The following is a 26,816-nucleotide window of genomic DNA, read 5'->3' on the forward strand; positions in this document are numbered from 1 at the left end:
GCGAAATCATCCGCTGCCTCAAGAGATACATCGCTCGAGAGATCTACGCCAACCTGCCCCAAATCAGCACTTGACGAACATAGGAGCATCGAACGCTTCCACCGAACCATGAGCGACGGCTGGGCCTTCAACCGCCACTACAACAGCGAATCAGCACGCGCGCGTCTGCCGGGCGTTGAGAAACCGCGCTATCAACCCGGCGACAGGCAGCAGTGACAAGGAAGGTGAGGGAAGGGTGCGTCGTGCGGTCGTGGTTTGACGCTCCTCAGCCTGTGGAAATGTGCATTACTTTCCCACACCTGTGGATGACACGCCCACTAGATATGGGGGCATGGAAATGTCGGCACCCGTAGATATAGTGAGTTTGCCAACACTCTGGTGGATGCAGAAAGCCCCACCGCGGTTACGACGCGGCGGGGCTTGAAGCTCCAACCAGATGAGGCCGAGTCAGCGCCTGCTGGCTTGACATCAGGGAAACCTGGTCCGGAGCAAATCCTGGCGGGATTGTTTTCCGAGACTAGTTCCTCGGGCACGGTGGAGCAAATGCTTCCCCGGCGCGTCCAGGTGACCCAAACCGTTCTATGGAGAACACCTTGGGAAACAACTACAGCGTTTACAGGGACGCGAACGGCTGGGCTTGGAAGCGGGACGACTCGTCTCGCGCTTCGGTGCGCGCCGACACGCAGGTGGACGCGTACCGGCAGACCCGGGACCTGATGGCACGCAACGGCGGCGGCGAGATCAGTGTTCACGGTGTCAACGGGCAGATCCGCGACAAGAACACGATCGCGCCGGCCCACGACCCGCGCCAGACGAAGGGATAAGCGCATGGCACCGTCGATCCCCACCCTCACCTGCCCGTACTGTCGGCACACGTTCGTCGGCGTCACCGTAACCAGGCACGGCCTGATGCGCTGCGGCAACTGCGGTCGGACCGTTCGAGTCTGATCAAACAGTGGAAGCGCCCGGGGCTGTGGTCCCGGGCGCTTCTTCGTGTTGTGTTCGTGGCGAGGATGATTACCTGTCGGTCACCCGCACCGCCCAGCCGTCTACGCTGAGATTTTCGTGGGCAGTGTGGAGGTCTGCTGCGTCTCCCCACATTCGACCGTCGCTGTCGACTCGGAGGTTGCCGAAGGCGTCGGCGAGGTGAGCTTCGACGATGTCGTCGTGGATGTCGAGCGCGTCGTCTGCGGCGTTGACGATGATGCGGTGTGTGTTGTGGAGGGTCCCTTCGGGTGTCCGGGTGTTGCTGTCGATGACCCTGATGCTCAGACTGTTCTGCGCGGCGCGCACGACGTCACCGTTGGTGGTGACGCTTCGTGTGCCGATTCGGGTGGCGTACGGGTCGAACTGCTGCTCCCGTTCGTGCCAGAGAGCGTGGAGGGTGCTGGCGGCATCGTTGTAGTGCGCTGGGCTGTCGCAGCCGCCGGCCCTACGACACACGGCGAGGTGGATGGTGTCCGCTTCCAAGAGGAGCTTGTTCGCTGTGGTGACGCGGACCGGCCAACCAGCGCGGCGGAGCTGGTTGGCAGTCTTGTACACGTCGACAAGCACGGCGCTGCCGTACTCGGCTGCGTGAAGTCCGGTGTTGAGTCCGTCCTCGCCAAAAAGGGTCCGCTCGCAATTGTCGAGCTTATGGTCGAACGTGACGGCGTACTCGTTGGACTTACTGACACGGGCGAGGGTCACAGCGACGTCGCGGTCGACAGGGGTGGTGGTGGTCATCGGGCTCCAGTCGTACAGGGAACAGGTGGTACCAGTCCCTATGGCGGTGGACGATGACCGGCTGGGCTCTACTTGTCGCGAGGCACTCGACGCCAGCTCGTAGTGATCTCTTGGATGATTGCACTCACTATCGGACGGAGCGTTTTGCTCGAGGATCCGCGGCGGTTGAACGGTGAGCCAACAGCGACGGTGCTCACGGCACGCGCATCGGTCACGACGTCAGTAGTCTCGGTTGTATGGCGTCGGAGTTGCCGTCCAACTTGTGGGCGCAGGCGGCCCAGCGGGCTAACGCGATGACCGCGGCGGGTCAGGAGCCCCGCCGCCACCATCTTGTGCCGCGGTTCTACTTGGACCGTTGGGCTGATAGGGGGCGTGTCCGGGTGGTCGACCTGTGGGAAGGGAGGCGGGCCTTCGAACTTTCGCCGGAGCGCGCGGCGATCGAAACGGACTTCTACCGTTTCGAGGAACCCGTCGACGGGGTTTCGCCGGTCTTCTGGGAGGTGTGGCTCTCCGTGGTGGAGGAGAGAGCCTCCTTGGCGTTCGACCGCATCGAGGGGGAGGGTTTGGCGTCGATGAACAGCGACGATCACGAATGGCTTGCCCTTTTCCTCGCGGTTCAACTTGTTCGTTCCCGAACCGACCGAGTCCTTCGTAGACACATGTTCGTCCAGGAACTGGTGACGTTACGTGATTTCGACGGCCCGGAGAACGCCGTCCAAGCGTTGGCTGCTTCCGGCAGCGCGTATGTTCCTGCTGACGCAAAGCAGTTCGACGCAGACATTGCACGGTTCCTCGCAGATCCGGTTGAAGTGCCGCTCACTCGTGAAGAAGACTTGAGAGCGATGGCGCATCTGGCTACGAGCATCGCTCCGCTTCTCCTGACTCGGCATATGGCGATGTACTTTACGGAACGTGCGATCATTACCTGCGATGAGCCGGTTGTTGAGCTGCACGAGTACATGGGGGCGCCGGCGTTCTGGAGCGGCGTGTGGGGTGCTCCGATATTCGCGTTTCCGTTCAACCCCCGAGCAGTCCTCCTGCTGTACCGAAAGGATCTGCGGATACCGCTGGAACCGGGTTCAACGTTGACGACCAGCGAAGGCGTCGACCTCGCCAGCGTCGTGCTTGCCAACGCCTACCGGTATGCGTTCGGACGTCACGGTGACCGGCTCGCCGAGAAACTGTTCCTACCGGATTCACCAGTGGCTGTCCGTTCGGAGCGGTTCCTGGTCGAGGACAAATCGACGACGTACCGATTCCAAACTGTCCGGCGGTGGCATGGTAAAGCCGACGCTCCGGTGCGTCCCGGCGGTCGCGTATGGCCGCGGAACGTTCCAGAAGCACCCCAGCCCACATCGGAGGAGAAGGCGGCGATGGAGGAATGGAGTAGGCAGTAAACCTCCGCCGTCCGATTCAGCGCTCTCCGTCTATTGGTTCACCCAACGGGGCTAACGCTGCCGCGACGAATGCCGATAGCGATCATTGGTCAAGCGGCTTGGCGTGCTCTGGCTTCAATTGGGGGGACATCTGTGTACGCGTACTACTCGTTGGCTGCTGATTTCGCGGAGCCGTATCTTCTGGATCTGACCATCCGGGGTGCGTTGCGTCGCGGGATCGGCCTTGAGGTGAAGACGTACAAGCACTGGGGTCATTACCGGATGTCGATGCAACGCCGGCAGGGGCCGGCGATCTTCTCCACACACGGCCGGGCGAGCGCGGACAGCCCGTCCGGTTCTGGTGAATGGGCGTTCTCGAGCCTCCGCTACGACGAGAACGGTCGCCGCGATTGGTGGACCGTATCGGAGAACTTCTCCGCCAACGAACCATTTGCTGCGAACCTTCTAATCGTGCTTGCTTGTTCTGCGGACGAGGTCGATTGGGAACGTTACGTTCGGAAAGGCGCGTTCGCGGTGGTGAGCGAAGGTGAATTGACCGCCGGTGACTGCGCATCGGCTGTGCTCAGGTTCTGGGATCGCGTCCCTGATCTCAACTCATTTGACTTGACGTACTCCAACGTGGCGCAAGCGTGGTCCGACTCTCCGAAGTTTCGTGTCATCTCAGGGCGAGCGCCAGCGTCCCTTTCCAAGTAGGCCAGGACGTATGTGGCCGACGCGAATGGGGGAGTGGCGTCTCGCTCCAGTATCCGACACGGTGGTTGTATGACGACGCAGACAGATGACTGGCCGCGTCAGACTCGTCAGGTGGGCGAGGCTGTTTCCGAAACGCATTCACCAGTGCGAACTGCGCGTGAGTACGGCCTTTACGGGGTGTGGTCGCGTGTCGGCTGGATGGTGTTCATCTCGGCGGTTGTCGCTGACTTTGTCTGGGTCGCAGCCCTCACCGTGAGTGTCTTTCCCATCGGACTCGGGTGGAATCCGAACGCTCTGGCGTCGCAGACGATTCGCGATCTGCTCGCCAGGATCGAACCGGGCGACGCGTGGGCGTTCCTGGGCGTTTTCGCGGCAATCGTTGTGGCCATCCAGGTTGCCGCGTCAACGAATCAGCAAGCTCGTAACCCGATCGCGGACGCACGATAGGCCGCCGTCCGAGTATGTGATGATGTAAGCACATTTGCTCAGGGAGGTCAATCGAATGAATCCACGTACGCCCGCCGTCGGCGTCGCCGGCGCTCCCGTTAGCTTCGGCGTTTTTGAGCTGACGCCCGAGGACACGCCTGTCGCGCTCCCGGATGGCGCCGCCGTCCTCGCGGCTCTTGTCGAAACAGGCTACGACGGCGTTGACCTCGGTCCCCGTGGCTTTCTCGACGGCGGCGGCAACGAAGACGGGGACGATCTGCGTGCGCGTCTGCAGTCCTCCGGCCTCGATCTCGCGGGAGGTTGGATCGATCTCCCGCTGAGCGACGACGCCCGCTACTCCGCGGCCATCCCGGAGCTCGAGGCTGCGCTTGACGTGTTCTCAGCTGCCGGTTCGGGCGCAATACCGCCCCGGCCGACGCTGGCCGACTCCGGCGACGACATCCGCCGCGCCCACCCCGGATCTGCGACTGATCACGGCCTCGACGCTGCAGGCTGGGAGCGCGTCGGCCGCAACCTCGACGACGCCGCACGTCGGGTGCGCAGCCGTGGCTTCGAACCCACGTTCCACCACCACGCGGGAACGTTCGTTGAGACCCCTGACGAAATTGACCTCCTGCTCGAGCGTGTGGATGTCGGGCTGACGTTGGACACCGGGCACCTCCTGATCGGCGGGGGAGACCCAGCGGAGGCGTGGGGCCGTTGGGGGTCGCGCATCAACCACGTGCACCTGAAGGACGTCAACCGCGACCGCCTCCGGACGATCGTCGGCGCGGGAGGCGGAATGGTCGAGGTCTGGTCTGGCGGGACATTTGTGCCGTTGGGCGACGGAGACCTCGATACCACGGCATTCCTCGACGACCTCGTCAAAGCCGGTTACGCAGGCTGGGTGGTCATCGAACAGGATGTGTTGGCAGTGGACCATTATGACTTCGCCGCGATCGTCCAGGAGCACCGCCGTAACAGGGACGTGCTGCGCCCCTGGTTCTGAGTTGCCACTCGGAGGCCGGGGCAGGTGGATCAGCGCGGTGGCGCTGTGGTCTCTCTGATCACGAGATTCGGCTCGATGAGCGTCAGCCCGCCTTCTGTGTCCGGGTCCTCGAGCCGCGTAATCAGCGCTTGAGCGGCCGCCGCCCCAACGACAGTGCTGGCGTTGTCGACCGAAGTCAGTTGGACCAGGCGCATCGCCGCTAGCGAAGTGTTGTCGTACCCGACAACCGAGAGGTCTTCTGGTACCGCCTGCCCGCGTTCGCGCGCGGCTGCGAGCACGCCTGTCGCGACCACATCGTTGAACGCGAAGACGGCCGTGGGTGGACAGTCCGACGCAAGGAGGCGGAGCCCCGCCGCGTAGCCGTCGCCCTCTGTCGTGCCGCCTGCTTCAACGGCGGGATCATTGATCCCTCGCTCGACGAGGTAGGCCCGGAAGGTGTCCCGACGGATGGCGGGGATCGCGCCAGGGCCTCCGTCGATGTGGGCAATCCGTCGGTGGCCGAGCCCCCAAAGGTGATCGAGTGCAAGCCGCGTTCCCGTGGCGTCGTCGTTGGCCACGACATCCAGCCCGGTACCTGGGAAATCTCGGCTGGCGGCGACCACCGTCGGTCGACGACGAGCCGCGTCGCGCAGGGTCGGCGATGGGGTCATCGTGCCCATCAGCACGAGACCGTCGACGTGGAGGCGGAGGATGCTTTCGACAAGTCCGCCGCCTGCATCGTCCAGGCGCTCGTCCGCAAGAACGGTCCGATAGCCGGCTTCCCCCGCTGCGCTGGCGAACCCTTCGAGACAGTCGACGAACCACGGGTTGCGGAGGTCGTTCATCACCACGCCGAAGACGCCGGTGCGTCGGGCGCTCAGGCTCTGGGCGACCAGGCTGGGTTGGTAGCCCAGGTCCGCCATAGCCGCTTCCACTGCCGCTCGTCGTGCAGGGCTCACCTTCGGTGAGCCCTGCAGTACGAGCGAGACCAGCGACTTCGAGACGCCCGCGCGCGCAGCAACCGTCCTGATGGTCGGCTCGGCGCGAGGGGAGTCCATGCGGCAACTCTAGCCCGGTCGACAACGTTGACAGCGCGGCTTCCGGTGCGGCATGCTGTCAGTATTGGACCGGTCCAATTCGAGACCGGGAACACACGATGAGGTGGAGGACGAGTGCAGAACGAACGCTCAACCCCGGGCGAGCTTCGGGTCGCCGTCGTCGGCTTCGGCTGGATGGGCCGCGTGCACACGCTCGCCTATCGCCGAGCCGTGGAGCACTTCCCCGGGCTGGCGCTCCGGCCGAGGCTCACCGCCGTCGCAGACGAGGTCCCGGGCCGCGCGGCCGAGGCTGCGGCGCTCTTCGGATTCGAGCGCTCGACGACTGACTGGCGAACACTCGTAGACGCCCCGGACATCGAAGCCGTCAGCATCACTGCCCCGAACTTCCTGCACCGCGAGATCGGCGAGGCGTTCGCGAGCGCTGGCAAGCACATCTGGATCGAGAAGCCGGTCGGGGTCAACGCCGCCGACGCACGAGCGGTCGAAGCTGCCGCTGCCACGGCGGGAGTAACCGCCCGGGTCGGTTTCAATTACCGCAACGCTCCAGCGGTGCGACGCGCCAAGCGACTCATCGAAGAAGGCGCTATCGGCACGCCGACGCACGCCTCTTTCCGGTTGCTGGGCGACTACGCCGCCGACCCCGCCGGCGCGTTCACCTGGCGCTATGAGCTGGAGCGGGCCGGACACGGCGTCGTCGGCGACCTGGCCGCTCACGCGGTGGACCTCATCCGCTACCTCCTCGGAGAGGTCGTCGACGTGACCGCGTCCGGCGCGATCTTCATCGGCGAACGGCGTCGCCCGTCGGCCGCGACCACCGGTCACGTCCGCGTAGAGACGGGCGATCTGATCCCCGTGGAGAACGAGGACTGGTCAGCGTCGGTGCTCACCCTGGTATCCGGAGCCAAGGTCACCCTCGAGGCCAGCCGCGTCGCGGTCGGCCACCAGAACGACTATGGATTCCGCATCCACGGCACCCGCGGGGCGCTTGAGTGGGACTTCCGGCGAATGGGGGAGCTGCTGCAGGCAGCTGGAGAGCAGGCGCAGGACCTGCCGATGGCGACCGTCTTCACCGGGCCAGGCGATGGAGTCTCAGCGGCATTCCAACCGGGCTCGGCGCTCAGTCTCAGCTACGACGACCTCAAGGTGATCGAGGCCGAGGGCTTCGTGCAGGCGGTCGCGGGGGTCGAAAACGCCGACGGCGCCGACCTCTCCGACGCCGTCTCGGCGGCCGAAGTCCTCGACGCCATCGCCGCCAGCTCCGAGTCCGGGGCTCGCGTGGCGGTCGCGGAGCGCGTCGCGGGGCCGGTCCGATGACGGTCCGGGTCGGCGTCATCGGCGCCGGGATCATGGGCTCCGACCACGCTGCGATCGCCGACGGGCGTGTCTCCGGCGCGACGGTGACCGCCGTGGCCGACCTCGATGTCGAGCGCGCGGCCGACGTCGCGGGAAGACTGAGGAACGCGCGGGTGGCGGAGTCCCCGTTCGAGCTGATCGCAGCAGAGGACGTCGACGCGATCGTCGTCGCCTCCGCCGATGCCAGCCATGCCGAGTTCACCCTCGCTGCGATCGCGGCGGGCAAGCCCGTGCTCTGCGAGAAGCCGCTCGCGCCCGACGTGGGCTCCTGCGACGCCATCGTCGACGCCGACGACCGGGCGAGAGAGCGCCTCGGCCGAGGATTGGTCTCCGTCGGATTCATGCGGCGATTCGACCCCGCATACGTGTCACTCAAGCATGCGATCGTGGAGGAGTCGATCGGGCGCACGGTTCTGCTCAACTGCGAGAGCCGCGGCGTGACAAGCGGACCGGGAACGACCAGCGAGGGCGCGATCACAGGCTCCACCATCCACGAGCTGGACATCGTCCCGTGGTTGCTCGACTCTCCCGTCGTCGAAGCGCGGTGGGACGCCCCCGTCTCGGCAGTAGAGGGGCTGGTCGACCCGCAGGTCGTCACGTTGCGCACCGAGAGCGGGGCGCTCGCCGTGGTGGAGACCTACCTCAACGCCCGCTACGGCTATGACATCCGCTGCGAGGCCGTCGGCACTACGGGGACCGCAGCAATTCACACTACCGACGACGGCCGGGTGACGATCACCGGCGAGCTGCACCGCGCCGAGAGCTACGGCGCGGACTGGCGCCGCCGGTTCGCCGAGGCATATCGCATCGAGGTGCAGGCGTGGGTGGACTCGCTTCGCGACGAGCGGCCGAGCCCGCTCGCCGACGCCCGCGCCGGCCGCGCGGCGACCGTGCTCGCCCAGGCGGTCATCGACTCGATGCACGAGCGCAGGACCGTGGAGGTGCCTCGGTGAACGGCCTCCCGGTCCTGGCTTCCGCGGTGCCGGACTCCCGGGACGCTCCCGCGCTCGGCTGGGGTGTCGTCGGCACCGGGTGGATCGCCGAGCGCTTCGTCGACGCGCTCCACGCCCACACGCGCCAGCGGGTCGTGGCCGTCGCGGCGCGACGCCCGGGGAGTGCGGAAGCATTCGCCGGGACCCACGGAGTGCCAACGGCGCATCCGGACGTCGCGGCCCTCCTGGCCGACCCTGCCGTCGACGTGGTGTACGTCGCCACCCCGCACCCATCGCACGCCGAACTGGCAATCGCCGCCATCGACGCGGGCAAACACGTGCTCGTCGAGAAGCCGCTCGCACTCGACGCGGCCCAGGCGAGGGAGGTAGCGTCGCGAGCCCGCGCGGCGGGCGTCTACTGTGCGGAAGCGCTCTGGACCTTCTTCCTCCCACGGTTCGACGTCGTGCGTCGCCTCGTCGAGCGCGGAGAGATCGGCGACCTCCGAACTGTACTGGCCGAGTACGGCGAGTACCTGCCCGACGACCACCGGGCGATGAGCCCGGCGCTCGCGGGCGGAAGCCTGCTCGACCTCGGCACCTACCCGATCGCCCTGGCCGCCCGCTGGACCGGCCGTCCCGCCACCGTGCGCGCGGTGGGTGAGACGAACCGTTCCGGGGTCAACGCCCAGACCGGCGCGCTCGTCCAGGACGAAAGCGGACGGATCGCGGTCCTGCACACCTCGCTGATCGCTGGAAGTGCGACCACCGCGGCGCTGATCGGAACCGAGGGCTCGATCGAGCTCCCCGGCCCGTTCTACCACCCGGGCACCGTGCTCCTGCGCACCAGGGACGGACAAGCCCGCGCCGTCTTCGACGAGCCGCGCATCGGCCACGCCGGCCTGCACTTCGAGGCCGCCGCCGTCGCCCGCGACATCGCGGACGGCCGCACCGAGTCGGCAATCCGACCACTCGCCGACACCATCGCCTTCCTCGAGCTGATGGACGCGATCCGTGCAGAGGCCGGGATCGACTTCGACGCCGCGAGGGAGCCCGTCCGATGACCCTCGGCATCCTCCCCGCCGACCACGAACGCGCCACACTCATTGGGCGCGCCTGGGTTCCCGAAATCGGCCCCGTGGTCGTCGCCGTCCGCGACGGCGAACTGCACGACGTGACAGCAACATTCCCGACCGTGAGCAGCGTGATCGAGACAGGCCGTGCCGCCGATGCGCTCCGGAGCGCCTCGGGAACGGTCATCGGCTCCGTCGACGAGGTCGCCGGCAACTCCGGGGCCGGCGCCGTCCACTCCTCCCGGCCGTCGCTGCTCGCCCCCGTCGACCTCCAGGTGCTCAAAGCCGCAGGGGTGACATTCGCCGTGTCGATGATCGAGCGGGTCATCGAGGAGCGTGCCCGCGGTGACCTCGCCGCGGCGGCCGCGATCCGGGAGCAGCTCAGCGACCGCATTGGGCAGGACCTCGCTGGACTGCGACCAGGCTCGCCCGCTGCGCTCGCGGCGAAGGAGTACCTGATTGCGGAGGGCTGGTGGAGTCAGTACCTCGAGGTCGGCATCGGCCCCGACGCGGAGATCTTCACCAAGGCACCCACCCTGTCGGCGGTCGGCTATGGGGCCGACGTCGGGGTACTCCGCACGTCGGAGTGGAACAACCCTGAGCCCGAGGTCGCGCTCGTGGTCGACTCGCTCGGCGCTGTCGCCGGTGCGCTGCTCGGCAACGACGTCAACCTCCGGGATGTCGAAGGGCGGTCAGCTCTCCTTCTTCCCCGCGCCAAGGACAACAACGCCTCCTGTTCGCTCGGCCCGTTCGTGCGCCTGTTCGACGACGGATTCGGGATCGACGACGTACGAACGGCACGCGTCCGGCTCGATGTGACCGGTCATGATGGGTTCGAACTCGAAGGCTGGTCCGATATGGGCCAGATCAGTAGGGACCCGCTCGACCTCGTGGGTCAGCTCATAGGAGACCACCACCAGTACCCCGACGGCGCCGTGCTCATGCTCGGGACGCTTTTCGCGCCGACAGCCGATCGGCGCCACCCCGGACTCGGCTTCGCGCACGAACCGGGTGACGTGGTGCGGATCTCCTCCCCGGCGTTGGGCACACTCACGAATCGCGTTCAGTACAGCGAGGACTGCCCGCCCTGGACGTTCGGCCTCTCGGCGCTGTTCCAAAACCTCGCCTCCCGCGGGTTGACCCTGCCGGAAGCATCGACGAGCACAGGAGGACGACAGCGATGATCCTCACCCACGACCCGCGCACGGGCGCCTCGGAGGCGATCGGTATCGACGCGACCACAACCGAGGAGGTCGAGGCGATCGTCGCAGCAGCGGCACGCGCCGCAGGCGAGCTCGCCCGATTCGATAGGAGACGACTAGCCGAGCTGCTGGAGACGATCGCGCACTCAGCGGAAGCCAACGCCGATGACCTCGTCACCGTCGCCGCCCGCGAGACCGGGCTGACCACCGAACGCCTCGCCGGTGAGCTCCGACGCGGCGTCTTCCAGTTCCGCCTCTTCGCCGAGGCCGTCCGCGAGGGAAGCCACCTCGAAGCCGCTGTCGACCACGCCGGTCCCACGGCTCTCGGCCCGGCCCCCGACGTGCGGCGCATGTTGATCCCGCTCGGTCCGGTCGCAGTGTTCGGCTCCAGTAACTTCCCCTTCGCGTTCAGCGTCCTCGGCGGCGACACCGCCTCGGCGCTCGCCGCGGGCAACTCTGTCGTACTCAAAGCGCACAGCTCGCACCCCGAAACCTCCGCCCTCTCGTACGGCGTGTTGCGCGCCGCGGTCCTGATTGCGGGCTTCCCCGAGGGAACCGTCGGGATCGTGTACGGCCGGGAAGCCGGGAACGCTCTGGTCCGTGCACCCGAGGTGGCGGCGGTCGGCTTCACTGGGTCGCTCGGGGCCGCCGAGGCCCTTCAGCGCGCCATCGCCGAACGAAGCACCCCCATCCCGTTCTACGGCGAGCTCAGTAGCGTCAACCCGCTCATAGTCACCCCGGCTGCGGCGAGCCGACGCGGCGCCGGCATCGCGCGCGGGCTGCACAGCTCGGTGACTGGGTCGGGCGGTCAGCTGTGCACCAAGCCTGGCCTCGCCTTCATCCCCGCCGGCGAGGCCGGCGACGCGCTGGTCGCCGAACTGGTCAAGGCGACTATTCGGACCGCGCCTGCGGTTCTCCTGAACGCGCGCATCGCCGACGCGTACCGGGAGATCAGCGCCCGGCTCGCCGAGTCCGCACCCGTCATCGCCGCCGGGGACGGCGACACCGGCCCCGGCTACCGGGTCGAACCACAGGTGCTGGAGATCGACGCCGCACGATTCGGGCCGGAGCACGCCGAGGAGTGCTTCGGGCCGCTCGTCGTCGCGGTGCGCTATCGCGACGAGAACGAGATCGCCGCAGCGATCGGGCGGATCCCTGCCTCGCTGACGGCGACGATTCACAGCGAACCGGAGGATCGCCTCGACGCGCTGATCGGCGCGCTGACACCGAAGGCGGGACGACTCGTCTTCGACGGCTACCCGACCGGCGTGCGCGTTTCGTGGGCGCAGCACCACGGAGGTCCGTGGCCGGCCACGAACACCCAGCACACGTCCGTCGGGGTCACGGCGATGCGCCGCTTCCTGCGACCGTTCGCGTGGCAGGACGCGCCAGAGTCCGTGCTGCCCCGCGAGCTCCGCGACGGCCCGGTCGACCTCCCTCGTCGTGTTGACGGCGCACTCGTCCTTCCGGAACCGCTCGCGCCGACGGGGTGCGGTTCGTGAAGGCGGCACGCTGGCACGCGCGCGGCGACGTACGCGTGGAGGAGGTGCCCGATCCGGTGCCCGCGCCGGACGAGCTCATCCTGAGGGTCGAGTGGTGCGGGATCTGCGGCACCGACCTCGAAGAGTACCGGGAGGGACCGATCACCATCCCGGTCGACCGTCCGCACCCGCGGCGAGGCTCCCGCGCGCCGATCACGCTCGGCCACGAGGTGGTCGGCCGGGTCGCCGTGGCAGCAGCCGACGGCAGCGGGCCGCCGATCGGCGCGCTCGTCGTCCCGGACGTCGTGATCGGTTGCGGTGAATGCTGGTGGTGCCTCCGTCACCAGGAGGGGCTGTGCGTCGAGCTGGCGGTGCGCGGTCAGACTGAGGACGGCGGCCTCGCCACATTCATGGCCGCGCGCGCCCGCACCTGTCTGGTCGTGCCCGACGGCGTCACCGCGGCCGAAGCGGCCCTGGTCGAACCGGCCTCCGTCGCTGTGCGCGCCCTGGCCAAGGCCGGGTCGGTCGCCGGCGCTAGCGTCGCCGTGGTCGGCGGGGGAACGATCGGACAGCTGGTCGCCCGGGTCGCCGCCGCCGTAGGGGCCGCCCACGTGATCGTCGTCGACCCGGTCGCCGAGCGCCTCGACCTCGCACGCCGGCACGGCGCCGCCGCGCTCCGTCCCGACGAGGTGGATGGCGTCTACGGCACCGTGGACGTCGCCGTCGAAGCAAGCGGCGCAGCCTCCGCCCTCCCGCTCGCCGTCCGGCTCACTCGGCGCGGCGGCATCACCGTCGCGTTGGGTATCGCCCCCAAGCCGGTGGCACTCGACCGCATCGACCTGGTGCTCGGCGAGAAGCACCTCGTCGGGTCCGCCGCCCATCTCTGGGACGACGACAGCTCCGTCGCGCTCGACCTCATCGCGTCCGGCCGCCTGCGGGTGGCCGACCTCGTCAGCCACCGCGTCCCGCTCGATGACGTGCTCGACGCGATCGAGCTCCTCGACAACCGAGACCCGGCTGTGCTGAAAGTCCTGGTCGACTGTGCCTGAGCCCACGACCCGCATCTCCGCCGTCGACACGTTCGCCACCTTCGGTGGCGTGCGCAACTGGCTGTTCGTCCGGGTCACCACCACCGACGGCCTGCACGGCTGGGGCGAGGCGTCCACCGAGCTGTGGGAGTCCACAGTCGAGGCCGCCGTCCACGAGCTGGGGAACCGGCTTCTCGGTTCCAACGCCCTCGCCACCGAGCCGCTCTGGCAACGCGCCAACCGCCACGGATTCTGGCGGGGAGGGGTCGTGCTCTCCAGCGCGCTCGCCGCCATCGACCAGGCGCTCTGGGACATCCGGGGTCGCTTCCACGGGGTCCCGGTGTACGCCCTGCTGGGCGGCCCGTCGCGAGAGTGGATCGAGACGTACCGCCACGTCGGTATCTACGACCCGGATCGGCTGGCCGAAGAGGCACGCGCCCTGGTCGCCGCCGGCACCCGCACGCTCAAGACCGGTGCGTGGGTCGCCGACAGCCCGGCACCCGAGCGCGAACGCCTTCGCAGGGCCGAGCATCGCCTGCGGACCTTGCGCGAGGCCGTCGGCGACGACGTCGAGATCCTCATCGACAACCACGGCCGCGCGCGCCCCGACGAGGCGATCCGGTTGATCGAGACGGCGGCTGCCTCACGTCCGCGCTGGATAGAGGAACCGATTGCGCCGGAGGCGCCCGAGCTGGTAGCACCCGTGGCCGAGGCCGCGCGTCGGCACGGAATCTCGATCGCTCTCGGGGAGCGCTTGTTCTCGCGCTGGGAGTTCCGGCCCGTCCTCGAGCGTCAGCTCGTCGATGTCGTGCAGCCCGACCTCTGCCACGCGGGCGGGATCACCGAGGTGGTCAAGATCGCCTCCCTCGCCGAGGTCTACCGCGCCGTCGTAGCTCCACACAACCCAGCCGGTCCAGTCTCGACGGCCGCGGCCGCGCACGTCGGGATGGCGATCCCGAATTTCGACATCCTTGAACTCTGCATCGATGGCCCACGAGCATCGGAGGTCGTCGCTGAGCCGTGGACGCTCGACGGCCATCGTCTCCTTGTGCCGGATCGACCCGGACTGGGTATCGACCTCGACGTGGAGGCCATTCTCGACCAGCCGCCGAGACCCATTGTGGTCCCGAGTGAGGCGTACGCCGCCGACGGCAGCGTACGAGACGTCTAAGGAACATAACGGAAGTAGGTATGAGATGGCACGGGCCGTCACCATGTGGGAGTTCTCCTGGCTGCTGCGGCGGCAAGGAGAGCAGCGCGAGTACGCCGACACAGAGCGGGTGCTCGACGAGCTCGCCGAACGCGGCTACGACTGCGTCCGAATTGACGCGTTCCCACACCTCATCGCCGCCGACAGGGATGGACACACGAGCGGCACGTTCGCCGTGCACCCTCAGCCAGACCATTTCATGTGGGGGCCGCACGGCGGCAACGTGACCGTGGTGGACCCGGCCGGCGCGCTGGCCGCGTTCATCGATGGCTGCCGTGATCGCGGGATCACCGTCGCCCTCTCCAGCTGGTTCAACGGCGACGACGAGCACCGGCGCCTCGGAATCGAGACCCCGGCCGACCTCGCGCGCGTCTGGGAGGAGACACTCGAATCGCTGGAGGCCCGCGGCCTTCTCGACGCTATCGAGTACGTCGACCTGTGCAACGAGTTTCCCCTCGACGACTGGCTTCCGGCCGCGCACGAAGCGATCTTCGGCCGCCCGCAGGACACGCAGCCGAGCATCCCCGGTCAGGCCGTCGAGGGGGGCTGGGTCTGGAGCGCGGAACAGCGCGAGCGTATCCGCGCCTACTTCGCCGCGGTCAATGGCCTCCGGGCGCGCTGGCCGCAGTTGCGGTTCACGGTGTCGGTCGCTCCGGTCTCCGAATCGGTCTACGACCTCGACTACCGCGACCTGGATCTCATCGAGACCCACATCTGGCTCTCCAGCAACGTGGCCGAGTTCGCTGCTGCCACAAACTTCTCGCTCGACGAGTACGGGTTCCCCGGGGCGTGGCAAAAGCAGGTCGACAGCCTTGACGACGTCTACTGGCCTCACCCGGAGCGATGGCACCGCCGGCTCGGGGAAGAGATGGCGCGCTGGGCCGCTGTCGCTCGAGCCCAAAACCGTTCCCTCTGGACTACCGAGGGTTGGTCGCACATCTTGCTCGACGATTTCACCTCACCTTTGGGGCACCACGCCTGGGACTATGTGAAATCCGTCGCCGAATATGCCGTCCCGAAAGCGCTCGCACTCGGGTGGGAAGGTGTGTGTACATCCAATTTCGCAGAGCCGCACTTCCCGGAGCTCTGGGCCGATGTCGAGTGGCATCGGACCATGACCGACCTAATCCGGAACCACACGGCGTCGTGAGAGCCGAGCAGCTCACCGGCCCGCTGTGCGAACACGGCGAGGGTCCTGCCTGGTCGGAACGCTGGGCGGGACTGCGGTGGGTGGACATGCTTGCAGGTGACGTCCTCGAACTGCAGCCGGACGGGTCCGTGCGGCGCAGACATACCGGCAGCGTTGCTGCGTTTAGCCGGCCTCGCTCGGGTGGAGGCTGGATGGTCGCCGGCCGGTCCCGACTGTCGGCGACGAGCGGGGACGACCTCGATGCGAATCTCGACGTAGGGCCGGAGCTCTGGTCGGACGCCGACGTGCGCAGCAACGATGGCGCCTGCGCACCGGACGGCAGCCTCTTGCTCGGCACGATGGCCGATGATGCGACGGAAGACCGCGGGTTCCTCGCCGCTGTCGAGCGGGGCGACACACGACGTGTGTGTGCGGCCACCATCTCAAACGGCCTCGGTTTTACTTCCGACGGCGGCGCACTCTACATCGACAGCACCTTGCGCCGCATCGACCGTTTCGACTGGGATCCGATCAACGGTCTGACAGGGAGGCGTCCCTGGGTCGACGTGTCGCACGCTCCCGGTATCCCGGACGGTCTGTCGGTCGCCGCCGACGGCGGCGTCTGGGTGGCGTTTTTCGGTGGCGCAAGCGTGCGGAGATACGGTCCGGACGGCCGGGAGGAGGTGGTCGTGTCCATCCCCGTCGCGCAGCCGACAGCCGTCGCGTTTGTTGGAGCGGGGGAGTTGGCGGGCGGCCTCGTCATCACCACTTCCCGTCACGCACTCGGCGCGGCCGCGGAGCGGAGTGCCGGAGCGCTTTTCGCGATCCCGGACGCCGGAGAGGGCGCCCGGGTCCACGAGTGGAGCGGCGAGCTGCGGTGACTTCCGTTCAGCCCTTCGATCCCGCGAACGAGAGCCGGTCCTGGATCTGGCGGCTGAGCCCGACGTACACCAGCAGCGGAGGCCACACCGAGACGAAGATGGCGCCGACGAGGTAACCCCAGAACGTGGTGAACGTGCCCTGGAACTGGGCGAGCCCGAGCGGGACGGTGAAGTTCTCCGCCGAGCGCTCGTACACGAGGGGGAAGAGGAAGTCGTTCCAGATCCACAGCGCGTAGACCGTGCCGACAGTCGCGAACGCGGAGCGCGTCATCGGAAGGACGACCCGCCAAATCGTGGTGAAGAGCCCCGCCCCGTCGATGCGGGCGGCCTCCTCGAGCTCGACCGGCACCGCCATGAACGCGGCGCGCAAGAACAGGATCGCGAACGGTGCCCAGCTCAAGTACTGCAGGATCAGCGCGACCAGGGTGTCGCTGAGACCGAACGCCGACATCTGCAACGCTGAGGGGAGGACGATCGTCTGGGCTGGGATGAGCTGACCGGCGACGAAGATCGCGAAGAGGATCGCCATGCCAGCGAATTTCATTCGGGCGAACGCGTACGCCGCGAGGCCCTCGATGATGAGGATGCCGGTGACCGAAACGATCGTGATCAGGGCGCTGTTGATGTACAGCGTCCCAAACGCGCCCTGGTTCCACGCGTTGACGATGTTGTCGAAGTTCAGCGAGGTCGGCAGCGAGAACGGGTTGCCGATGATGTCGGAGGACTTCTTGAACGCGCTCGTCGTGACCCAGAGCAGCGGGAACAGCACGACGATCGCGAGTGCGCACAGCCAGACGTAGGAGCCGACTTTCGCCGGAAGTGAGAAGCGTGCGAATTTCATGGCGTTCCTAACGGGGGGCTTTCTCGCCGCGGGTGATCCGGAGCTGGATGACTGCGATGATGCAGAGGATGACGAACAGAGCGACGCCGATCGCGTTGCCGTAGCCGACGTCGTTGCCGCCGAAGGAGACGCTATAGAGGTACGTCACCAGCGTGTCCGACGCGTGGAACGGCCCGCCGGCGGTCATGACGTAGACGGTGTCGAAGAGCCGGAACGAGTTGATGAATCCGAGCAATACGACGACCGACGCGACCGGCTTGATCGTCGGCAGCACGATCTGCCACAGGATGCGACCCTGCGACGCCCCGTCCACCTCCGCCGCCTCACAGATCTCGTCATTAACTTGCGTCAGAGCGCTGAGGAAGAGGACGACGGAGAAGCCGAAGTTCTGAAGGATGTACGTTGCGGTCACCGACGGCAGCGCCCACTTCGCATCTCCGAGCCACGGTTGCGCCCACGCACCGAGCCCGATTGCGCGAAGCCCCTCGTTGATCAGTCCCTGCGACGGGCTGAAGAAGAAGATCGCCAGCATTGCCATCGCGACGGTTGAGATAACGACCGGCGCGAAGAAGACGATCCGGAAGAACGCGCCGCCGCGGATACCCGCGTGGATGATGGCGGCGAGGACGAAACTCCCCGCGGACATGAAGAAGAACACCATGACAGCGACGAACACGTTGTGCCCGAAGCTGCTCCAGAACAGGCCGTCCGTGAACAGTCTTTGATAGTTGGCGACTCCGACGAACTTGATGTCGGCCAGGTTGATGCCGTTCCAGGAGGTGAAGCTGAGCACCACCGCCCCGACGATAGGCACGAGCTGGAACACCGCGTAGAGGATGCCGGCAGGTGCGATGAGCGCGTACGCCTTCCACGACGGCTCCGCGCCGGCGCGTGACACGCGCCGGACGCGGAGCTTCGCAGTCGAGATCACTGCTGTTGCCATGAGGTTCTTAGCCGTTCGCCTTCTGGGCGGCTTCGGTGGCCGACTCCAGCTGCTGCGCGAGCTGCTGGGGGGTGATGTCGCCCGACATCAGGCCCACGCTGCCCTGCCAGATGTACTTCGTGTAGATGTTCACGTCGATGCCCTGGTCGTTGTAGAGGGCGGAACCGTCCGAGCCGGTGTCCTTGACGAAGCCGGAGATGGTGTTCCACTGCGTCTTGATGGACTTGTCGACGTCAAGCGCGCTGCTGTTCGTCTTGTACGGCATGAACGAGAGCGATTCCTTCTGGTACTGGCTGGCCACCTCCGGCCGGCTGAGGTACTCGAGGAACTTCTCCGTCGAGGCTGTGTCGGCCTTCTTGCTCACCATGAGCACCGAGTTGGCGATCGTGATGTCGGTGCCGTTGCCCTTGCCGTCTTTGAATGGCGGGAACAGCATGACACCTGGCGTGAACGACGGCTGCGATGCCTGGATGGTGTTGAGGAACCACGAGCCCATCTCGTAGAACCCGACGTCACCCTTCAGGAAGAGCGCGTCCGCGGTCGCCTGAGCCTCGCCGAGGAAGCCGTCCTGGAAGTACGGCTTCATGTCGACGTAGGACTGCAGCGCGTTCACGACCTCCGGGTCGGTCCACTTGGGGGTGTCCGGCTGGCCGGCGCTGACACTGCGGTCGTAGAGCTGCTGGGTAGCCTTCGAACCAAGCGCACGCTGGACCAGGTCGTTCAGGTAGTGACCGCCGGGCCACTGGTCCTTCGCCCCGATCACCGCAGCGTTGCCGCCGGCCGACTTGATTTTCTTCATCGCGGCGAGCATGTCCTCAAAGGTGTGGATCGAGGACGCCTCAATGCCGTACTTCTTCAGGTAGCCCGGGTTGAACCAGATCAGGTTGCCGACGTTGTAGCCGGTGCTGATGCCGTAGACCTTGCCTTCGTAGGTGTTCCCGGTGACGGCGCCGCCGAGAGCTCGGGACTTGATGGTGCTGTTGTAGAAGGAACTGATGTCCTGGATGACGCCTGACTTGGCGAAGTTGTAGACCTCGGGCCCGGAGATGTCGCTGGCGAGCGACGGCGGGTTGCTGGACGATAGCGCGGTGCGCACTGCCGGCTGGTAGGTCGACCCGCTGTTCGGCTGGACCTGGTTCTGCACCTTGATGCCGGTGGCCTTTGTGAAGCCGTCGAACAGGTGCTGTGCGGCCACCTTTCCGACGGGGTCGGACCAGCGGTTCATGATGCTGATGCTTCCGGAACCGCTAGAGCCGGAACTCGAGCAGCCGGCGAGGGCGAGCCCGACGACTGCGGCTCCTGCCAGCAGTGTCGCCAGGCGACGTCGGATACGGCGACCCTCGCGCCGTTGTGTTGACTTCATCGTCTCTCCTCTTGGTGGGGGACCGGTCAGGTGACCAGTCGGGTGGGGGTTCCCCCGGTCAGCCGATGGGATCAGGCTGAAGTTCGAACGCGTCGGCGACAGGGGCGTCGGACGCGTGGTGCCGCTGGCGGTACGAGTGGGATGTCTGGTACTCCGACCGGTAGTCGGTCGGGGTCATCCCGCGGTTGCGGCGGAGTTCGTGCGTGAGGTGGCTGGTGTCGTAGAAGCCGGTGCGGACGCTGATCTCGCCGATCGACTGGTTTGTCGTGGCCAGAAGGTCGCACGCGGCCATCAGCCGGACCCGGAGCAAGTACTTGTGCGGGGTGACGCCGAAGTGCTGCTTGAACAGGCGACTGAAGTTGCTAGGCGACATGAGCACACTCCCGGCCAGGTCGCCGACCGTGAGCGCTCGTGCGTAGTCGCGGGTTATCAGCTCGATCGCCGGCGTGAGCGTGCGCAGGCTGTCGGAAGCGGCCTCCTTGATGGTGAGGCTGCGGGTGACGCCGAGAAGTCCGGTGATCGCGCCCTCCGGATTGCGGATGGCGGTCTTCGTGCTGACGAACCAGTCGTAGGAGCCGTCCCGGTTGCGGACGAGCTCAACCAGGTCGATCAGCGGCTCGCCGGTCTCCAGGACCGCCTTGTCGTAGTTGCGGTAGTGCTCGACCAGGTACTCCGGGGAGAAATCCTCGTCGCGTTTGCCGATGATCTGCGCCTTGCTGCGGCAGCCCATCAGCGACACGAACGGCTCCGAGCAGTCGACGAAGATCCGGTCAGCGTTCTTCACGAAGATGAACAGATCGGGCACGTGGTCGAAGGCGCTGATCAGCGCCCTGCCGGTTTGTTCCAAACCGCTCAACGGAAGCGCACTGCCGTCCGGTGAGGTTGTGAACGTTGCGTGGGTTTCCATTGCACCTCCTCGTGCGTTGCGATCACTGGGTGAGCCGTCCGCTCATGTCAGGACAAGCATCACCCCGAGGTCGATCGCAGCACAACGGTTCTACTGTCGAGTCGGCCGGAATTTACAAGAAACGAATCGGAATTTCCAACACACTCGGAGACGGTTCTTCCTATCGTCGAAGGAGGCAATGAGGAAGGACTCGTGAGACATGGACGATGACGCCCGCGCAGTGAAGGAGCCGACAACGCATTCCGCGTCGGCGCCGCCCCCACTGGTCTCGATCGGCAGTTGGGCATTCAGCTTCGGCCCCTACGAGTCGCACCCGTGGAGCTTTGACCGGTTCGCTGATTTCGCCGCGGAGGCCGGTTACGACGGAGTCGAGATCAACGGATTCCGACCTCACCCGCACGAGGAGGACTACGCGGAGGCCGACGCCAAGCGGCTTCGCGTCCAGCTCGCCGACAAGGGCCTCGGCATCTCCGGCTTCGCCCCCGATTTGCGGTCCACACCGCCCGCCGAGGTGCCGGAGGAGGTCTACCTCGCTCGGATCGCGCGGATCGCCGACTTCGTCGGCGCCGCAGAGATCCGTACCGTGCGCGTCGACACGATCACCCCGCCGACCGGACCGGCAACGGCCGATCCGGAGGAGGCGCTGGCACGACTCGCGAAGACCTGGCGCGCCTCCGCGCAGTGTCTGGCGGACGTTGGGGCCCGGCTCGTCTGGGAGTTTGAGCCGGGCTTCTGGATCAACCGCCCGAGCGACATCGTCCGGGTCGTCGAGGAGGTCGATCACGCGAACTTCGGGCTTCTGTTCGACACCTCGCACGCCCACACCCTTGGCCGCTATGGTCGCCGGCAGGGGCAGGATCCCGAGCTGCTGAGCGGCGGGGCTGCGGAGTTCGCCTCGCGGGTGGCCCCCTGGGTGCGTCACCTGCACCTGATCGACAGCGACGGCAGCCTTCATGACGAGGACACCAGCGTGCACCTCCCGTTCGGGCAGGGCGAGCTGGACTTCCAGGAGGTGCTGGACGGGCTCGGCCCCGTCGCCGCAGGCTTGGAGTGGTGGACGGCCGACTATTGTTTCTGGCCGAAGACGGAGTTCGACGCGCTCCGCGGGGCGAGCGAGCTCCGCGCGATCCGCGACACGTTCCTCAGCCGCCAGCAGAGCATCAGGGAGCACGCATGAGAGCAGCAGCCATCACCGGACCGGGCGCTGTCGAGATCGTTGACCGCCCACAGCCCCACGGTTTGGACGACCTCGTCGTAGTCCAGATCCTCGTCGCCCCGATGTGCACGGAGTTCAAGTCCCGGCAATCCGGCGACGTCTCCGACTCGCTCGGCCACGAGGCCGCGGGCATCGTCGTCGACGCGGGGTCCTCGACCCGGGTGGAGGTGGGCGACCGCGTCGTGGTGATGCCGGGCAACGCGTGCGGCACCTGCCGTTACTGCATCGCCGGGGAGCACATCCACTGCCCGTTCCAGCGCGACGTGCTGACTGAATCGGCGCAAACATACGGCACTGCCACCTATGCCGAGTATGTGCTGAAACCCGACTGGCTGCTCGTCCCCGTCCCCGACGATGTCTCGCTGATCCACGCCTCGGCGGCGTGCTGTCTCCTCGGCCCGAGCTTCAACGCCAGCCAGCGGATGAACGTCTCCGCTTCGGACACCCTGCTCGTCGCCGGCTGCGGACCGGTCGGGCTCGGCGCGATCATCAACGGGGTGACCCGCAACGCGGACGTCCTCGCCCTGGAGGTGAACCCCTGGCGCGCCGAGCTCGCCCGCACCCTCGGAGCGACGGTCTTCGACCCAACAGCGGAGGGCGTCGTCGAGCAGATCCTCGACGCGACAGGCGGCTGGGGCGTCACAGCTTCCATCGAGACCAGCGGCGTCCGCTCCAACCCCGCACTCCTCGCCTCGGTGTCCGCCCGCCGGGCCGGTCTGAGCGTCGTCGCATGGGGGCTGGACATCGCGTTGCCCCCGATCGTGCCGCAGGGCCTCGACATCCACGGTGTCTGGCACTGGAAGCATCAGACCGACGGCTGGCGCATGATCGAGACCATCCGCAAGTCGACCAACCTCCTCGACACGGCGATCACGCACAGCTTCCCCCTCGACCAAGTGTCCGAGGCGATGGATGTCCAGGATTCCGGCCGATGCGGCAAAGTGCTGCTCTTCCCCCAGGGGGTGACCGACCTGTGACCACCATCGTCACGCTCGCTGGTGAAGGCGAGTACGAATCCGACGTCACCATGCGGCCGGTCGCCGAGGCGATCGCGCGCGACCTCGACGCCGCACTCGACTACCGCACGCCGAGTGTCATCGAGGACGTCCCCGATTTCCCCGAGTCCAGCTTCGGCGGCCTCGATGCGCTCCACGACGCCGAACTGCTCCTGCTTTACACACGGTTCCGCGTGCTGCCGGACGACGAGGTCGCCGCGCTCGCGGCCTACCTGGAGCGCGGAGGCGCCGTCGTGGCGCTGCGCACCTCCAACCATGCGTTCCACCCGGTGGCTGGGTCGGCATGGGAGAGCTGGACCGCAGGTTTTGCTAGACGTTACCTCGGCAGCGCCTGGTCGACTCATCACGGCCACACCTCCCGCACACGTGTGGAGGTCGTTGCGGACGACCCGATCACCGCTGGTCTCCCTGCAGAGTTCGAGGTTGACTCGTGGCTTTACGTCAACGAGCCGCCCGCCGCCGCGCGGATCCTGCTCGCCGGCGACCCGATCGACCCCGAGATCGATCCGCAGCCGTCGCCGGTCGCGTGGGCCTGGGACGACGGAGGTCGTCGCGTTTTCTACACGAGCCTCGGCAGTCAAAGTGATCTCGAGCGTCCGGAGGTGCTGCGCCTGCTCACCCAGGCTTCCCGCTGGGCCATTGGGGGCGACCGATGAATGCCGCATCCCTCGGCTACCTGGACGAGGGTTCCGGTCCGCCGCTCGTGCTGTTGATGGGCCTCGGCGCGACGGCCGAAGCCTGGCGGCCGCACTTGGACGCCTGGGCAGCAGAATTCCGCTGCATCGCCGTGGACAACCCAGGGGCAGGCCGCTCAGAACTCGGAAGCGAACCACTGACCGTGGCGGCGACCGCCGCCCGTGTGGCCGCCCTGCTCGACGAGCTCGGGATGGAGCGGGTTGCGGTCGCGGGCATCTCGATGGGAGCGTGCACGGCCCAAGAGCTCGCTCTACAGCGACCCGACCTGGTCTCCCGGCTGGTACTCGTCGCCCCGTGGGCAGAGAGCGACACATACACCGACGGCGTCCTTGAGTCTCTGGTCGCATCGCGGACCGACTCGTCATCTCGGCATTTCGCCCTCCACCTGCGCAACACGGTGTGGACGCCGGAGTGGATTAACGAGCACGCGGAGCAGTTCGAGTCCGACCTCGCCCAGGAGCCGGCGATCAGTCTGGAGGCGTTCACGGCTCAGGCCACAGCATGTTCGACGCATGACACGCGCGCCCGGCTTGCCGCGATCGACGTCCCGACCCTGGTGACTGTCGGAACCGAGGACGTCTTCATCCGCCCCGCGCTGTCCTATGCGGTCGCCGACGCAATCTCTGGTGCAGAACTCCGGATGTTCGGCGGGACGGGACACGTTCACCACTGGGAGCGCCTAGACGAATTCAACACGATCGTGGGGGAGTGGCTGAGGTGAACGGGGTCGACCGCTTCGCGTGTCAAACGTACAGCTGGCAGATGTCCGCCGACCGTTTCCGGGGCGAGACCCGGCACATGGCCGAGACCGCCTCACGCGCCGGATTCGCCGGGTTCGAGCCGGAGATCTTCATGCTCGGCGCCGGCTGGACCGCGCGGCAGCTCGACGAAGATCTCGCGTCGGCTCCGCTGCGGCTGGCCGCGCTGTGCCTCGTCCGCGACTGGCGCGGCGAGTCCGAGACCGACGACGAGCGACGGGAAGCTAACGCGGCGATCGACGCGGTAGCCGGTCATCCGGGTGCCGTGCTGAACCTTGTAGTCATGCCAGGCGCCGACCGGACGAACCGCCGCGAGCGGCAGGTCAATGCCCTCGCGTGCATGCGCGAGGTTGCAAAGCGCGCCGCCGACCGTGGCGTCATCGCCACGTTCCACCCGAACTCCCCGGCCGGATCCGTCTTCCGCACTCCCGACGACTACACGTTGCTACTGAACGAGCTTCCCGCGCCGCTCGGCTTCACGCCGGACGTCGGGCACATCGCAAAGGGCGGCATGGACCCGATCGCCTTGATCCGGCAGGCGTCCGACGTCATCCGCCACGTCCACATCAAAGACATCGACGCCGACGGAACCTGGGCACCGACCGGCGAGGGAGTGCTCGACATCCCCGCTATCGTCTCAACCCTTGATGACGTCGGCTACCGGGGATGGATCGCCTTCGAGGACGAGTCGCTCCTCGCCGAACGCGACCCCGATGAGGCCGTGCGCCGTACCGGCGCCTACATCCACCGAACATGGTCGACCGTCACGGAGGAGATTCGATGACCTGGTTGCTCGCTGCCAACACCTTCATCTGGCACTCGCCGTTGACCGACGAGATCCTCGCCGATCGGCTGCCACGCCTGGCGGACTGGGGGTTCGACGCTGTCGAGCTCCCGCTTGAGAACCCGGGGGACTGGGATCCCGAGCGCACGCGCGACCTCCTGGAGCAGACGGGGCTCTCCGCCGTTGTCGGCGCGGTCTTCGCCCCGGGACGGGAACTCGCGGCCGCCGACGAGGCGACACAGAACTCGACGCTCCACTACATGCGGACGGCCATCGACGTGGCACACCGGCAGGGGTCTGACATGGTCATCGGGCCGGCGTACACGTCCGTCGGCCGTACATGGCGGCTCAGCCCGGTCGAACGGTCGTCGGTGCTTGCAGAACTGACCGAGAACTATCGCCGCCTGGCCGACTACGCCGGGGAACGCGGTGTCCGCATTGCGCTCGAACCGTTGAACCGTTACGAAACGAGCCTGTTCAACACCACCGCGCAACTGCTGGAGTTCATCGAGCCGTTTGACTCGACCATCCTCGGGCTGAACCTCGACTCGTACCACATGAACATCGAGGAGCGGTCTTTCGCGGAACCACTGCGTGCAGCAGGTGACCGTCTCATGCATCTACAGGTCTGCGGCAACGACCGTGGCGCTCCCGGCGGCGATCTGACACCGTGGGACGAAGTTTTCGGATCCCTGAAGCAGATCGGCTACTCCGGCCTGCTGGGAATCGAGTCTTTCACCGCTGACAACGCTTCCATCGCGACGGCGGCTTCGATTTGGCGGCCGCTCGCCCCGACCCAGGATGAGCTGGCTGTCGACGGGCTCCGCTTCCTGCGTGAACAGCGAGAAAGGTATGGGGCCGGTCGCTGACCAGCCCCATACCTTCCGTGTCCTAGATGTGGTCGTCCCGAAGACGAACCCAGTCCGGGTGCCGGTCCAACCGCTCCTCGATCTGCCGGACAGCGGCCAACGACCGCCCGAAGTGGACGAACGGGTCACCGCCAATACCATAGGACTGCACGCCGAGGGGACCGGTGTAACCGATCTCGCGCAGCAGCCCAAGCAGATGGAAGTTGTCGAACTCTCCCTCGCCGACCGGTTCGATCGTTGCGGGGAAGTAGCTGCCAGACTGCGGCCTGCTGCCGTTGGTGTTCACCATTCCGAGGTAGGGGGCCACCGACTCGAGCGTGCCCGGCAAGTCGTTCCCGTCCGCGGCGTACCAGTGGAACGCGGCGAAGGTGATGCCGAGGTCGGCCGCACCATAACGAGAAGCGAGACGGACGGCGTCGCTTGGGCGCTCCATCCACGCGAATGTGTGCGGGTACAGCAGCAAGCGCACTTCATTCGATCGAGCCCGGGCCAGCGCGGCGTCCAGGAACCGGCAGGCGTCACCGTCCCCGGCAGGATCCGAGGGAGTTGCCTGCTCGTTCAGCAACGCGAGCTCGACGGTGCGGGTCGCCTCGACGGACCCGATCGCATCCAGTGCTCGGTTCCATTCGCTGCCGTCCGGCGCCGCGACGTCGACCGTCAAGTAGATCGATGCGACGTCAAGGCCATGTCTTCCCGCGGTTTCGCCGAGCGCGGGCAGATCCGCCCACGCCGGCTCGCTCCACAGGGTCAGATTCGCCGCGTCGTAGCCGAGTTCGGCCAGCATCTCGAATCGCGTGTTCAGCGGGTAGGCGCCTCCGCGGCTGTAGAAGCCGACATCCATCCCGACAAG

27 protein-coding genes and 1 pseudogene are annotated in these 26,816 nt (G+C 66.9%); 21 read left to right on the top strand and 7 right to left on the bottom strand.

Features of this window, described 5'->3' with window-relative positions; genetic code table 11:
* Together ACFQ9V_RS05600 and ACFQ9V_RS05605 are read left to right on the top strand one after the other, a co-directional pair.
* Positions 1 to 216 (top strand): annotated as a pseudogene (locus ACFQ9V_RS05600) (hypothetical protein); the annotation flags it as partial.
* A gap of 365 nt (positions 217 to 581) precedes the next feature.
* Entirely contained in the window at positions 582 to 824 is a 243-nt protein-coding gene (locus tag ACFQ9V_RS05605; RefSeq protein ID WP_382458186.1) for a DUF2188 domain-containing protein, read from the top strand.
* A gap of 193 nt (positions 825 to 1,017) precedes the next feature.
* On the opposite strand, the gene ACFQ9V_RS05610 is transcribed toward ACFQ9V_RS05605, so the two are convergent.
* Entirely contained in the window at positions 1,018 to 1,725 is a 708-nt protein-coding gene (locus ACFQ9V_RS05610; RefSeq protein WP_382458187.1) for a hypothetical protein, read from the bottom strand.
* Between the two features lie 236 nt (positions 1,726 to 1,961).
* On the opposite strand from ACFQ9V_RS05610, the gene ACFQ9V_RS05615 reads away from it, so the two are divergent.
* From ACFQ9V_RS05615 to ACFQ9V_RS05630, 4 genes are all read left to right on the top strand, one after another.
* A complete protein-coding gene (locus ACFQ9V_RS05615) occupies positions 1,962 to 3,122 on the top strand; it encodes a DUF4238 domain-containing protein (RefSeq protein WP_382458188.1) in 1,161 nt (386 codons plus the stop codon).
* 132 nt (positions 3,123 to 3,254) lie between these two features.
* Complete coding sequence (locus ACFQ9V_RS05620) at positions 3,255 to 3,815, top strand: hypothetical protein (RefSeq protein ID WP_382458189.1); 561 nt, start codon at positions 3,255 to 3,257, stop codon at positions 3,813 to 3,815.
* A gap of 69 nt (positions 3,816 to 3,884) precedes the next feature.
* Positions 3,885 to 4,262, top strand: coding sequence for a hypothetical protein (locus tag ACFQ9V_RS05625; RefSeq protein ID WP_382458190.1), 378 nt, complete (start codon positions 3,885 to 3,887; stop codon positions 4,260 to 4,262).
* A gap of 55 nt (positions 4,263 to 4,317) precedes the next feature.
* On the top strand, positions 4,318 to 5,250 hold the full coding sequence (locus ACFQ9V_RS05630) for a TIM barrel protein (protein WP_382458191.1): 933 nt from the start codon (positions 4,318 to 4,320) through the stop codon (positions 5,248 to 5,250).
* 29 nt (positions 5,251 to 5,279) lie between these two features.
* On the opposite strand, the gene ACFQ9V_RS05635 is transcribed toward ACFQ9V_RS05630, so the two are convergent.
* The gene (locus ACFQ9V_RS05635; RefSeq protein ID WP_382458192.1) at positions 5,280 to 6,287 is read right to left on the bottom strand and encodes a LacI family DNA-binding transcriptional regulator; all 1,008 of its coding nucleotides are present in this window, start codon (positions 6,285 to 6,287) and stop codon (positions 5,280 to 5,282) included.
* A gap of 114 nt (positions 6,288 to 6,401) precedes the next feature.
* Here ACFQ9V_RS05635 and ACFQ9V_RS05640 point away from each other — a divergent pair, with 114 nt between their 5' ends.
* Genes ACFQ9V_RS05640 through ACFQ9V_RS05680 form a run of 9 tightly spaced genes read left to right on the top strand, consistent with a single transcriptional unit; the run spans position 6,402 to position 16,573 of the window.
* Complete coding sequence (locus tag ACFQ9V_RS05640; protein WP_382458193.1) at positions 6,402 to 7,601, top strand: Gfo/Idh/MocA family protein; 1,200 nt, start codon at positions 6,402 to 6,404, stop codon at positions 7,599 to 7,601.
* Positions 7,598 to 8,593 (top strand): Gfo/Idh/MocA family protein, encoded by a 996-nt coding sequence (locus ACFQ9V_RS05645; protein WP_382458194.1) that lies wholly within the window; start codon positions 7,598 to 7,600, stop codon positions 8,591 to 8,593. The genes ACFQ9V_RS05640 and ACFQ9V_RS05645 overlap by 4 nt, the downstream gene beginning before the upstream one ends.
* Positions 8,590 to 9,633 carry a Gfo/Idh/MocA family protein gene (locus ACFQ9V_RS05650; protein ID WP_382458195.1) on the top strand — a complete coding sequence of 348 codons (1,044 nt, stop codon included), beginning with the start codon at positions 8,590 to 8,592 and terminating at the stop codon, positions 9,631 to 9,633. The genes ACFQ9V_RS05645 and ACFQ9V_RS05650 overlap by 4 nt, the downstream gene beginning before the upstream one ends.
* Positions 9,630 to 10,826: a fumarylacetoacetate hydrolase family protein gene (locus ACFQ9V_RS05655; protein ID WP_382458196.1), complete on the top strand. Its 1,197-nt coding sequence runs from the start codon at positions 9,630 to 9,632 to the stop codon at positions 10,824 to 10,826. The genes ACFQ9V_RS05650 and ACFQ9V_RS05655 overlap by 4 nt, the downstream gene beginning before the upstream one ends.
* Entirely contained in the window at positions 10,823 to 12,346 is a 1,524-nt protein-coding gene (locus ACFQ9V_RS05660; RefSeq protein WP_382458197.1) for an aldehyde dehydrogenase (NADP(+)), read from the top strand. Before ACFQ9V_RS05655 ends, ACFQ9V_RS05660 begins: the two co-directional genes overlap by 4 nt.
* Positions 12,343 to 13,374: an alcohol dehydrogenase catalytic domain-containing protein gene (locus ACFQ9V_RS05665; protein WP_382458198.1), complete on the top strand. Its 1,032-nt coding sequence runs from the start codon at positions 12,343 to 12,345 to the stop codon at positions 13,372 to 13,374. The genes ACFQ9V_RS05660 and ACFQ9V_RS05665 overlap by 4 nt, the downstream gene beginning before the upstream one ends.
* Positions 13,367 to 14,524, top strand: coding sequence for a galactonate dehydratase (dgoD, locus tag ACFQ9V_RS05670; RefSeq protein WP_382458199.1), 1,158 nt, complete (start codon positions 13,367 to 13,369; stop codon positions 14,522 to 14,524). The genes ACFQ9V_RS05665 and dgoD overlap by 8 nt, the downstream gene beginning before the upstream one ends.
* Positions 14,525 to 14,549: 25 nt before the next feature.
* Positions 14,550 to 15,713, top strand: coding sequence for a cellulase-like family protein (locus tag ACFQ9V_RS05675; RefSeq protein WP_382458200.1), 1,164 nt, complete (start codon positions 14,550 to 14,552; stop codon positions 15,711 to 15,713).
* The gene (locus tag ACFQ9V_RS05680) at positions 15,710 to 16,573 is read left to right on the top strand and encodes an SMP-30/gluconolactonase/LRE family protein (RefSeq protein WP_382458201.1); all 864 of its coding nucleotides are present in this window, start codon (positions 15,710 to 15,712) and stop codon (positions 16,571 to 16,573) included. Before ACFQ9V_RS05675 ends, ACFQ9V_RS05680 begins: the two co-directional genes overlap by 4 nt.
* A gap of 7 nt (positions 16,574 to 16,580) precedes the next feature.
* Here the strand turns inward: ACFQ9V_RS05680 and ACFQ9V_RS05685 are convergent, their stop codons facing one another.
* From ACFQ9V_RS05685 to ACFQ9V_RS05700, 4 genes are all read right to left on the bottom strand, one after another.
* A complete protein-coding gene (locus tag ACFQ9V_RS05685; protein ID WP_382458202.1) occupies positions 16,581 to 17,414 on the bottom strand; it encodes a carbohydrate ABC transporter permease in 834 nt (277 codons plus the stop codon).
* 7 nt (positions 17,415 to 17,421) lie between these two features.
* Positions 17,422 to 18,357, bottom strand: a complete 936-nt coding sequence (locus ACFQ9V_RS05690; RefSeq protein ID WP_382458203.1) for a carbohydrate ABC transporter permease — start codon at positions 18,355 to 18,357, stop codon at positions 17,422 to 17,424.
* A gap of 7 nt (positions 18,358 to 18,364) precedes the next feature.
* Positions 18,365 to 19,582: an ABC transporter substrate-binding protein gene (locus ACFQ9V_RS05695; RefSeq protein WP_382458204.1), complete on the bottom strand. Its 1,218-nt coding sequence runs from the start codon at positions 19,580 to 19,582 to the stop codon at positions 18,365 to 18,367.
* 196 nt (positions 19,583 to 19,778) lie between these two features.
* The gene (locus ACFQ9V_RS05700; protein ID WP_382458205.1) at positions 19,779 to 20,627 is read right to left on the bottom strand and encodes a helix-turn-helix domain-containing protein; all 849 of its coding nucleotides are present in this window, start codon (positions 20,625 to 20,627) and stop codon (positions 19,779 to 19,781) included.
* Between the two features lie 199 nt (positions 20,628 to 20,826).
* On the opposite strand from ACFQ9V_RS05700, the gene ACFQ9V_RS05705 reads away from it, so the two are divergent.
* From ACFQ9V_RS05705 to ACFQ9V_RS05730, 6 genes are all read left to right on the top strand, one after another.
* Complete coding sequence (locus tag ACFQ9V_RS05705; protein WP_370056093.1) at positions 20,827 to 21,804, top strand: sugar phosphate isomerase/epimerase family protein; 978 nt, start codon at positions 20,827 to 20,829, stop codon at positions 21,802 to 21,804.
* On the top strand, positions 21,801 to 22,820 hold the full coding sequence (locus ACFQ9V_RS05710) for a zinc-binding dehydrogenase (RefSeq protein WP_382458206.1): 1,020 nt from the start codon (positions 21,801 to 21,803) through the stop codon (positions 22,818 to 22,820). Before ACFQ9V_RS05705 ends, ACFQ9V_RS05710 begins: the two co-directional genes overlap by 4 nt.
* On the top strand, positions 22,817 to 23,515 hold the full coding sequence (locus ACFQ9V_RS05715; RefSeq protein WP_382458207.1) for a ThuA domain-containing protein: 699 nt from the start codon (positions 22,817 to 22,819) through the stop codon (positions 23,513 to 23,515). Before ACFQ9V_RS05710 ends, ACFQ9V_RS05715 begins: the two co-directional genes overlap by 4 nt.
* Positions 23,512 to 24,276 (top strand): alpha/beta fold hydrolase, encoded by a 765-nt coding sequence (locus tag ACFQ9V_RS05720; RefSeq protein ID WP_382458208.1) that lies wholly within the window; start codon positions 23,512 to 23,514, stop codon positions 24,274 to 24,276. Before ACFQ9V_RS05715 ends, ACFQ9V_RS05720 begins: the two co-directional genes overlap by 4 nt.
* A 77-nt stretch (positions 24,277 to 24,353) precedes the next feature.
* Entirely contained in the window at positions 24,354 to 25,097 is a 744-nt protein-coding gene (locus ACFQ9V_RS05725) for a sugar phosphate isomerase/epimerase family protein (protein WP_382458209.1), read from the top strand.
* Positions 25,094 to 25,966, top strand: a complete 873-nt coding sequence (locus ACFQ9V_RS05730) for a sugar phosphate isomerase/epimerase family protein (RefSeq protein WP_382458210.1) — start codon at positions 25,094 to 25,096, stop codon at positions 25,964 to 25,966. Before ACFQ9V_RS05725 ends, ACFQ9V_RS05730 begins: the two co-directional genes overlap by 4 nt.
* A gap of 22 nt (positions 25,967 to 25,988) precedes the next feature.
* Here the strand turns inward: ACFQ9V_RS05730 and ACFQ9V_RS05735 are convergent, their stop codons facing one another.
* Complete coding sequence (locus ACFQ9V_RS05735; RefSeq protein ID WP_382458211.1) at positions 25,989 to 26,807, bottom strand: sugar phosphate isomerase/epimerase family protein; 819 nt, start codon at positions 26,805 to 26,807, stop codon at positions 25,989 to 25,991.
* Between the last annotated feature and the right edge of the window lie 9 nt (positions 26,808 to 26,816).

The organism is Leifsonia sp. NPDC056665 (assembly GCF_042791795.1).
Classification (GTDB): domain Bacteria; phylum Actinomycetota; class Actinomycetes; order Actinomycetales; family Microbacteriaceae; genus Leifsonia.

Bases quoted from the DNA above. Each gene is read 5' to 3' on its own strand.
- ACFQ9V_RS05725 (WP_382458209.1), top strand. From the start codon at position 24,354: ATGGCCGAGACCGCCTCACGCGCCGGATTCGCCGGGTTCGAGCCGGAG.
- ACFQ9V_RS05660 (WP_382458197.1), top strand. From the start codon at position 10,823: ATGATCCTCACCCACGACCCGCGCACGGGCGCCTCGGAGGCGATCGGT.
- ACFQ9V_RS05630 (WP_382458191.1), top strand. From the start codon at position 4,318: ATGAATCCACGTACGCCCGCCGTCGGCGTCGCCGGCGCTCCCGTTAGC.
- ACFQ9V_RS05735 (WP_382458211.1), bottom strand. From the start codon at position 26,807: ATGGATGTCGGCTTCTACAGCCGCGGAGGCGCCTACCCGCTGAACACG.
- ACFQ9V_RS05625 (WP_382458190.1), top strand. From the start codon at position 3,885: ATGACGACGCAGACAGATGACTGGCCGCGTCAGACTCGTCAGGTGGGC.
- ACFQ9V_RS05605 (WP_382458186.1), top strand. From the start codon at position 582: ATGGAGAACACCTTGGGAAACAACTACAGCGTTTACAGGGACGCGAAC.
- ACFQ9V_RS05710 (WP_382458206.1), top strand. From the start codon at position 21,801: ATGAGAGCAGCAGCCATCACCGGACCGGGCGCTGTCGAGATCGTTGAC.
- ACFQ9V_RS05685 (WP_382458202.1), bottom strand. From the start codon at position 17,414: ATGAAATTCGCACGCTTCTCACTTCCGGCGAAAGTCGGCTCCTACGTC.
- ACFQ9V_RS05700 (WP_382458205.1), bottom strand. From the start codon at position 20,627: ATGGAAACCCACGCAACGTTCACAACCTCACCGGACGGCAGTGCGCTT.
- ACFQ9V_RS05645 (WP_382458194.1), top strand. From the start codon at position 7,598: ATGACGGTCCGGGTCGGCGTCATCGGCGCCGGGATCATGGGCTCCGAC.
- ACFQ9V_RS05705 (WP_370056093.1), top strand. From the start codon at position 20,827: ATGGACGATGACGCCCGCGCAGTGAAGGAGCCGACAACGCATTCCGCG.
- ACFQ9V_RS05635 (WP_382458192.1), bottom strand. From the start codon at position 6,287: ATGGACTCCCCTCGCGCCGAGCCGACCATCAGGACGGTTGCTGCGCGC.
- ACFQ9V_RS05720 (WP_382458208.1), top strand. From the start codon at position 23,512: ATGAATGCCGCATCCCTCGGCTACCTGGACGAGGGTTCCGGTCCGCCG.
- ACFQ9V_RS05730 (WP_382458210.1), top strand. From the start codon at position 25,094: ATGACCTGGTTGCTCGCTGCCAACACCTTCATCTGGCACTCGCCGTTG.
- ACFQ9V_RS05615 (WP_382458188.1), top strand. From the start codon at position 1,962: ATGGCGTCGGAGTTGCCGTCCAACTTGTGGGCGCAGGCGGCCCAGCGG.
- ACFQ9V_RS05610 (WP_382458187.1), bottom strand. From the start codon at position 1,725: ATGACCACCACCACCCCTGTCGACCGCGACGTCGCTGTGACCCTCGCC.
- ACFQ9V_RS05690 (WP_382458203.1), bottom strand. From the start codon at position 18,357: ATGGCAACAGCAGTGATCTCGACTGCGAAGCTCCGCGTCCGGCGCGTG.
- ACFQ9V_RS05695 (WP_382458204.1), bottom strand. From the start codon at position 19,582: ATGAACCGCTGGTCCGACCCCGTCGGAAAGGTGGCCGCACAGCACCTG.
- ACFQ9V_RS05675 (WP_382458200.1), top strand. From the start codon at position 14,550: ATGGCACGGGCCGTCACCATGTGGGAGTTCTCCTGGCTGCTGCGGCGG.
- ACFQ9V_RS05655 (WP_382458196.1), top strand. From the start codon at position 9,630: ATGACCCTCGGCATCCTCCCCGCCGACCACGAACGCGCCACACTCATT.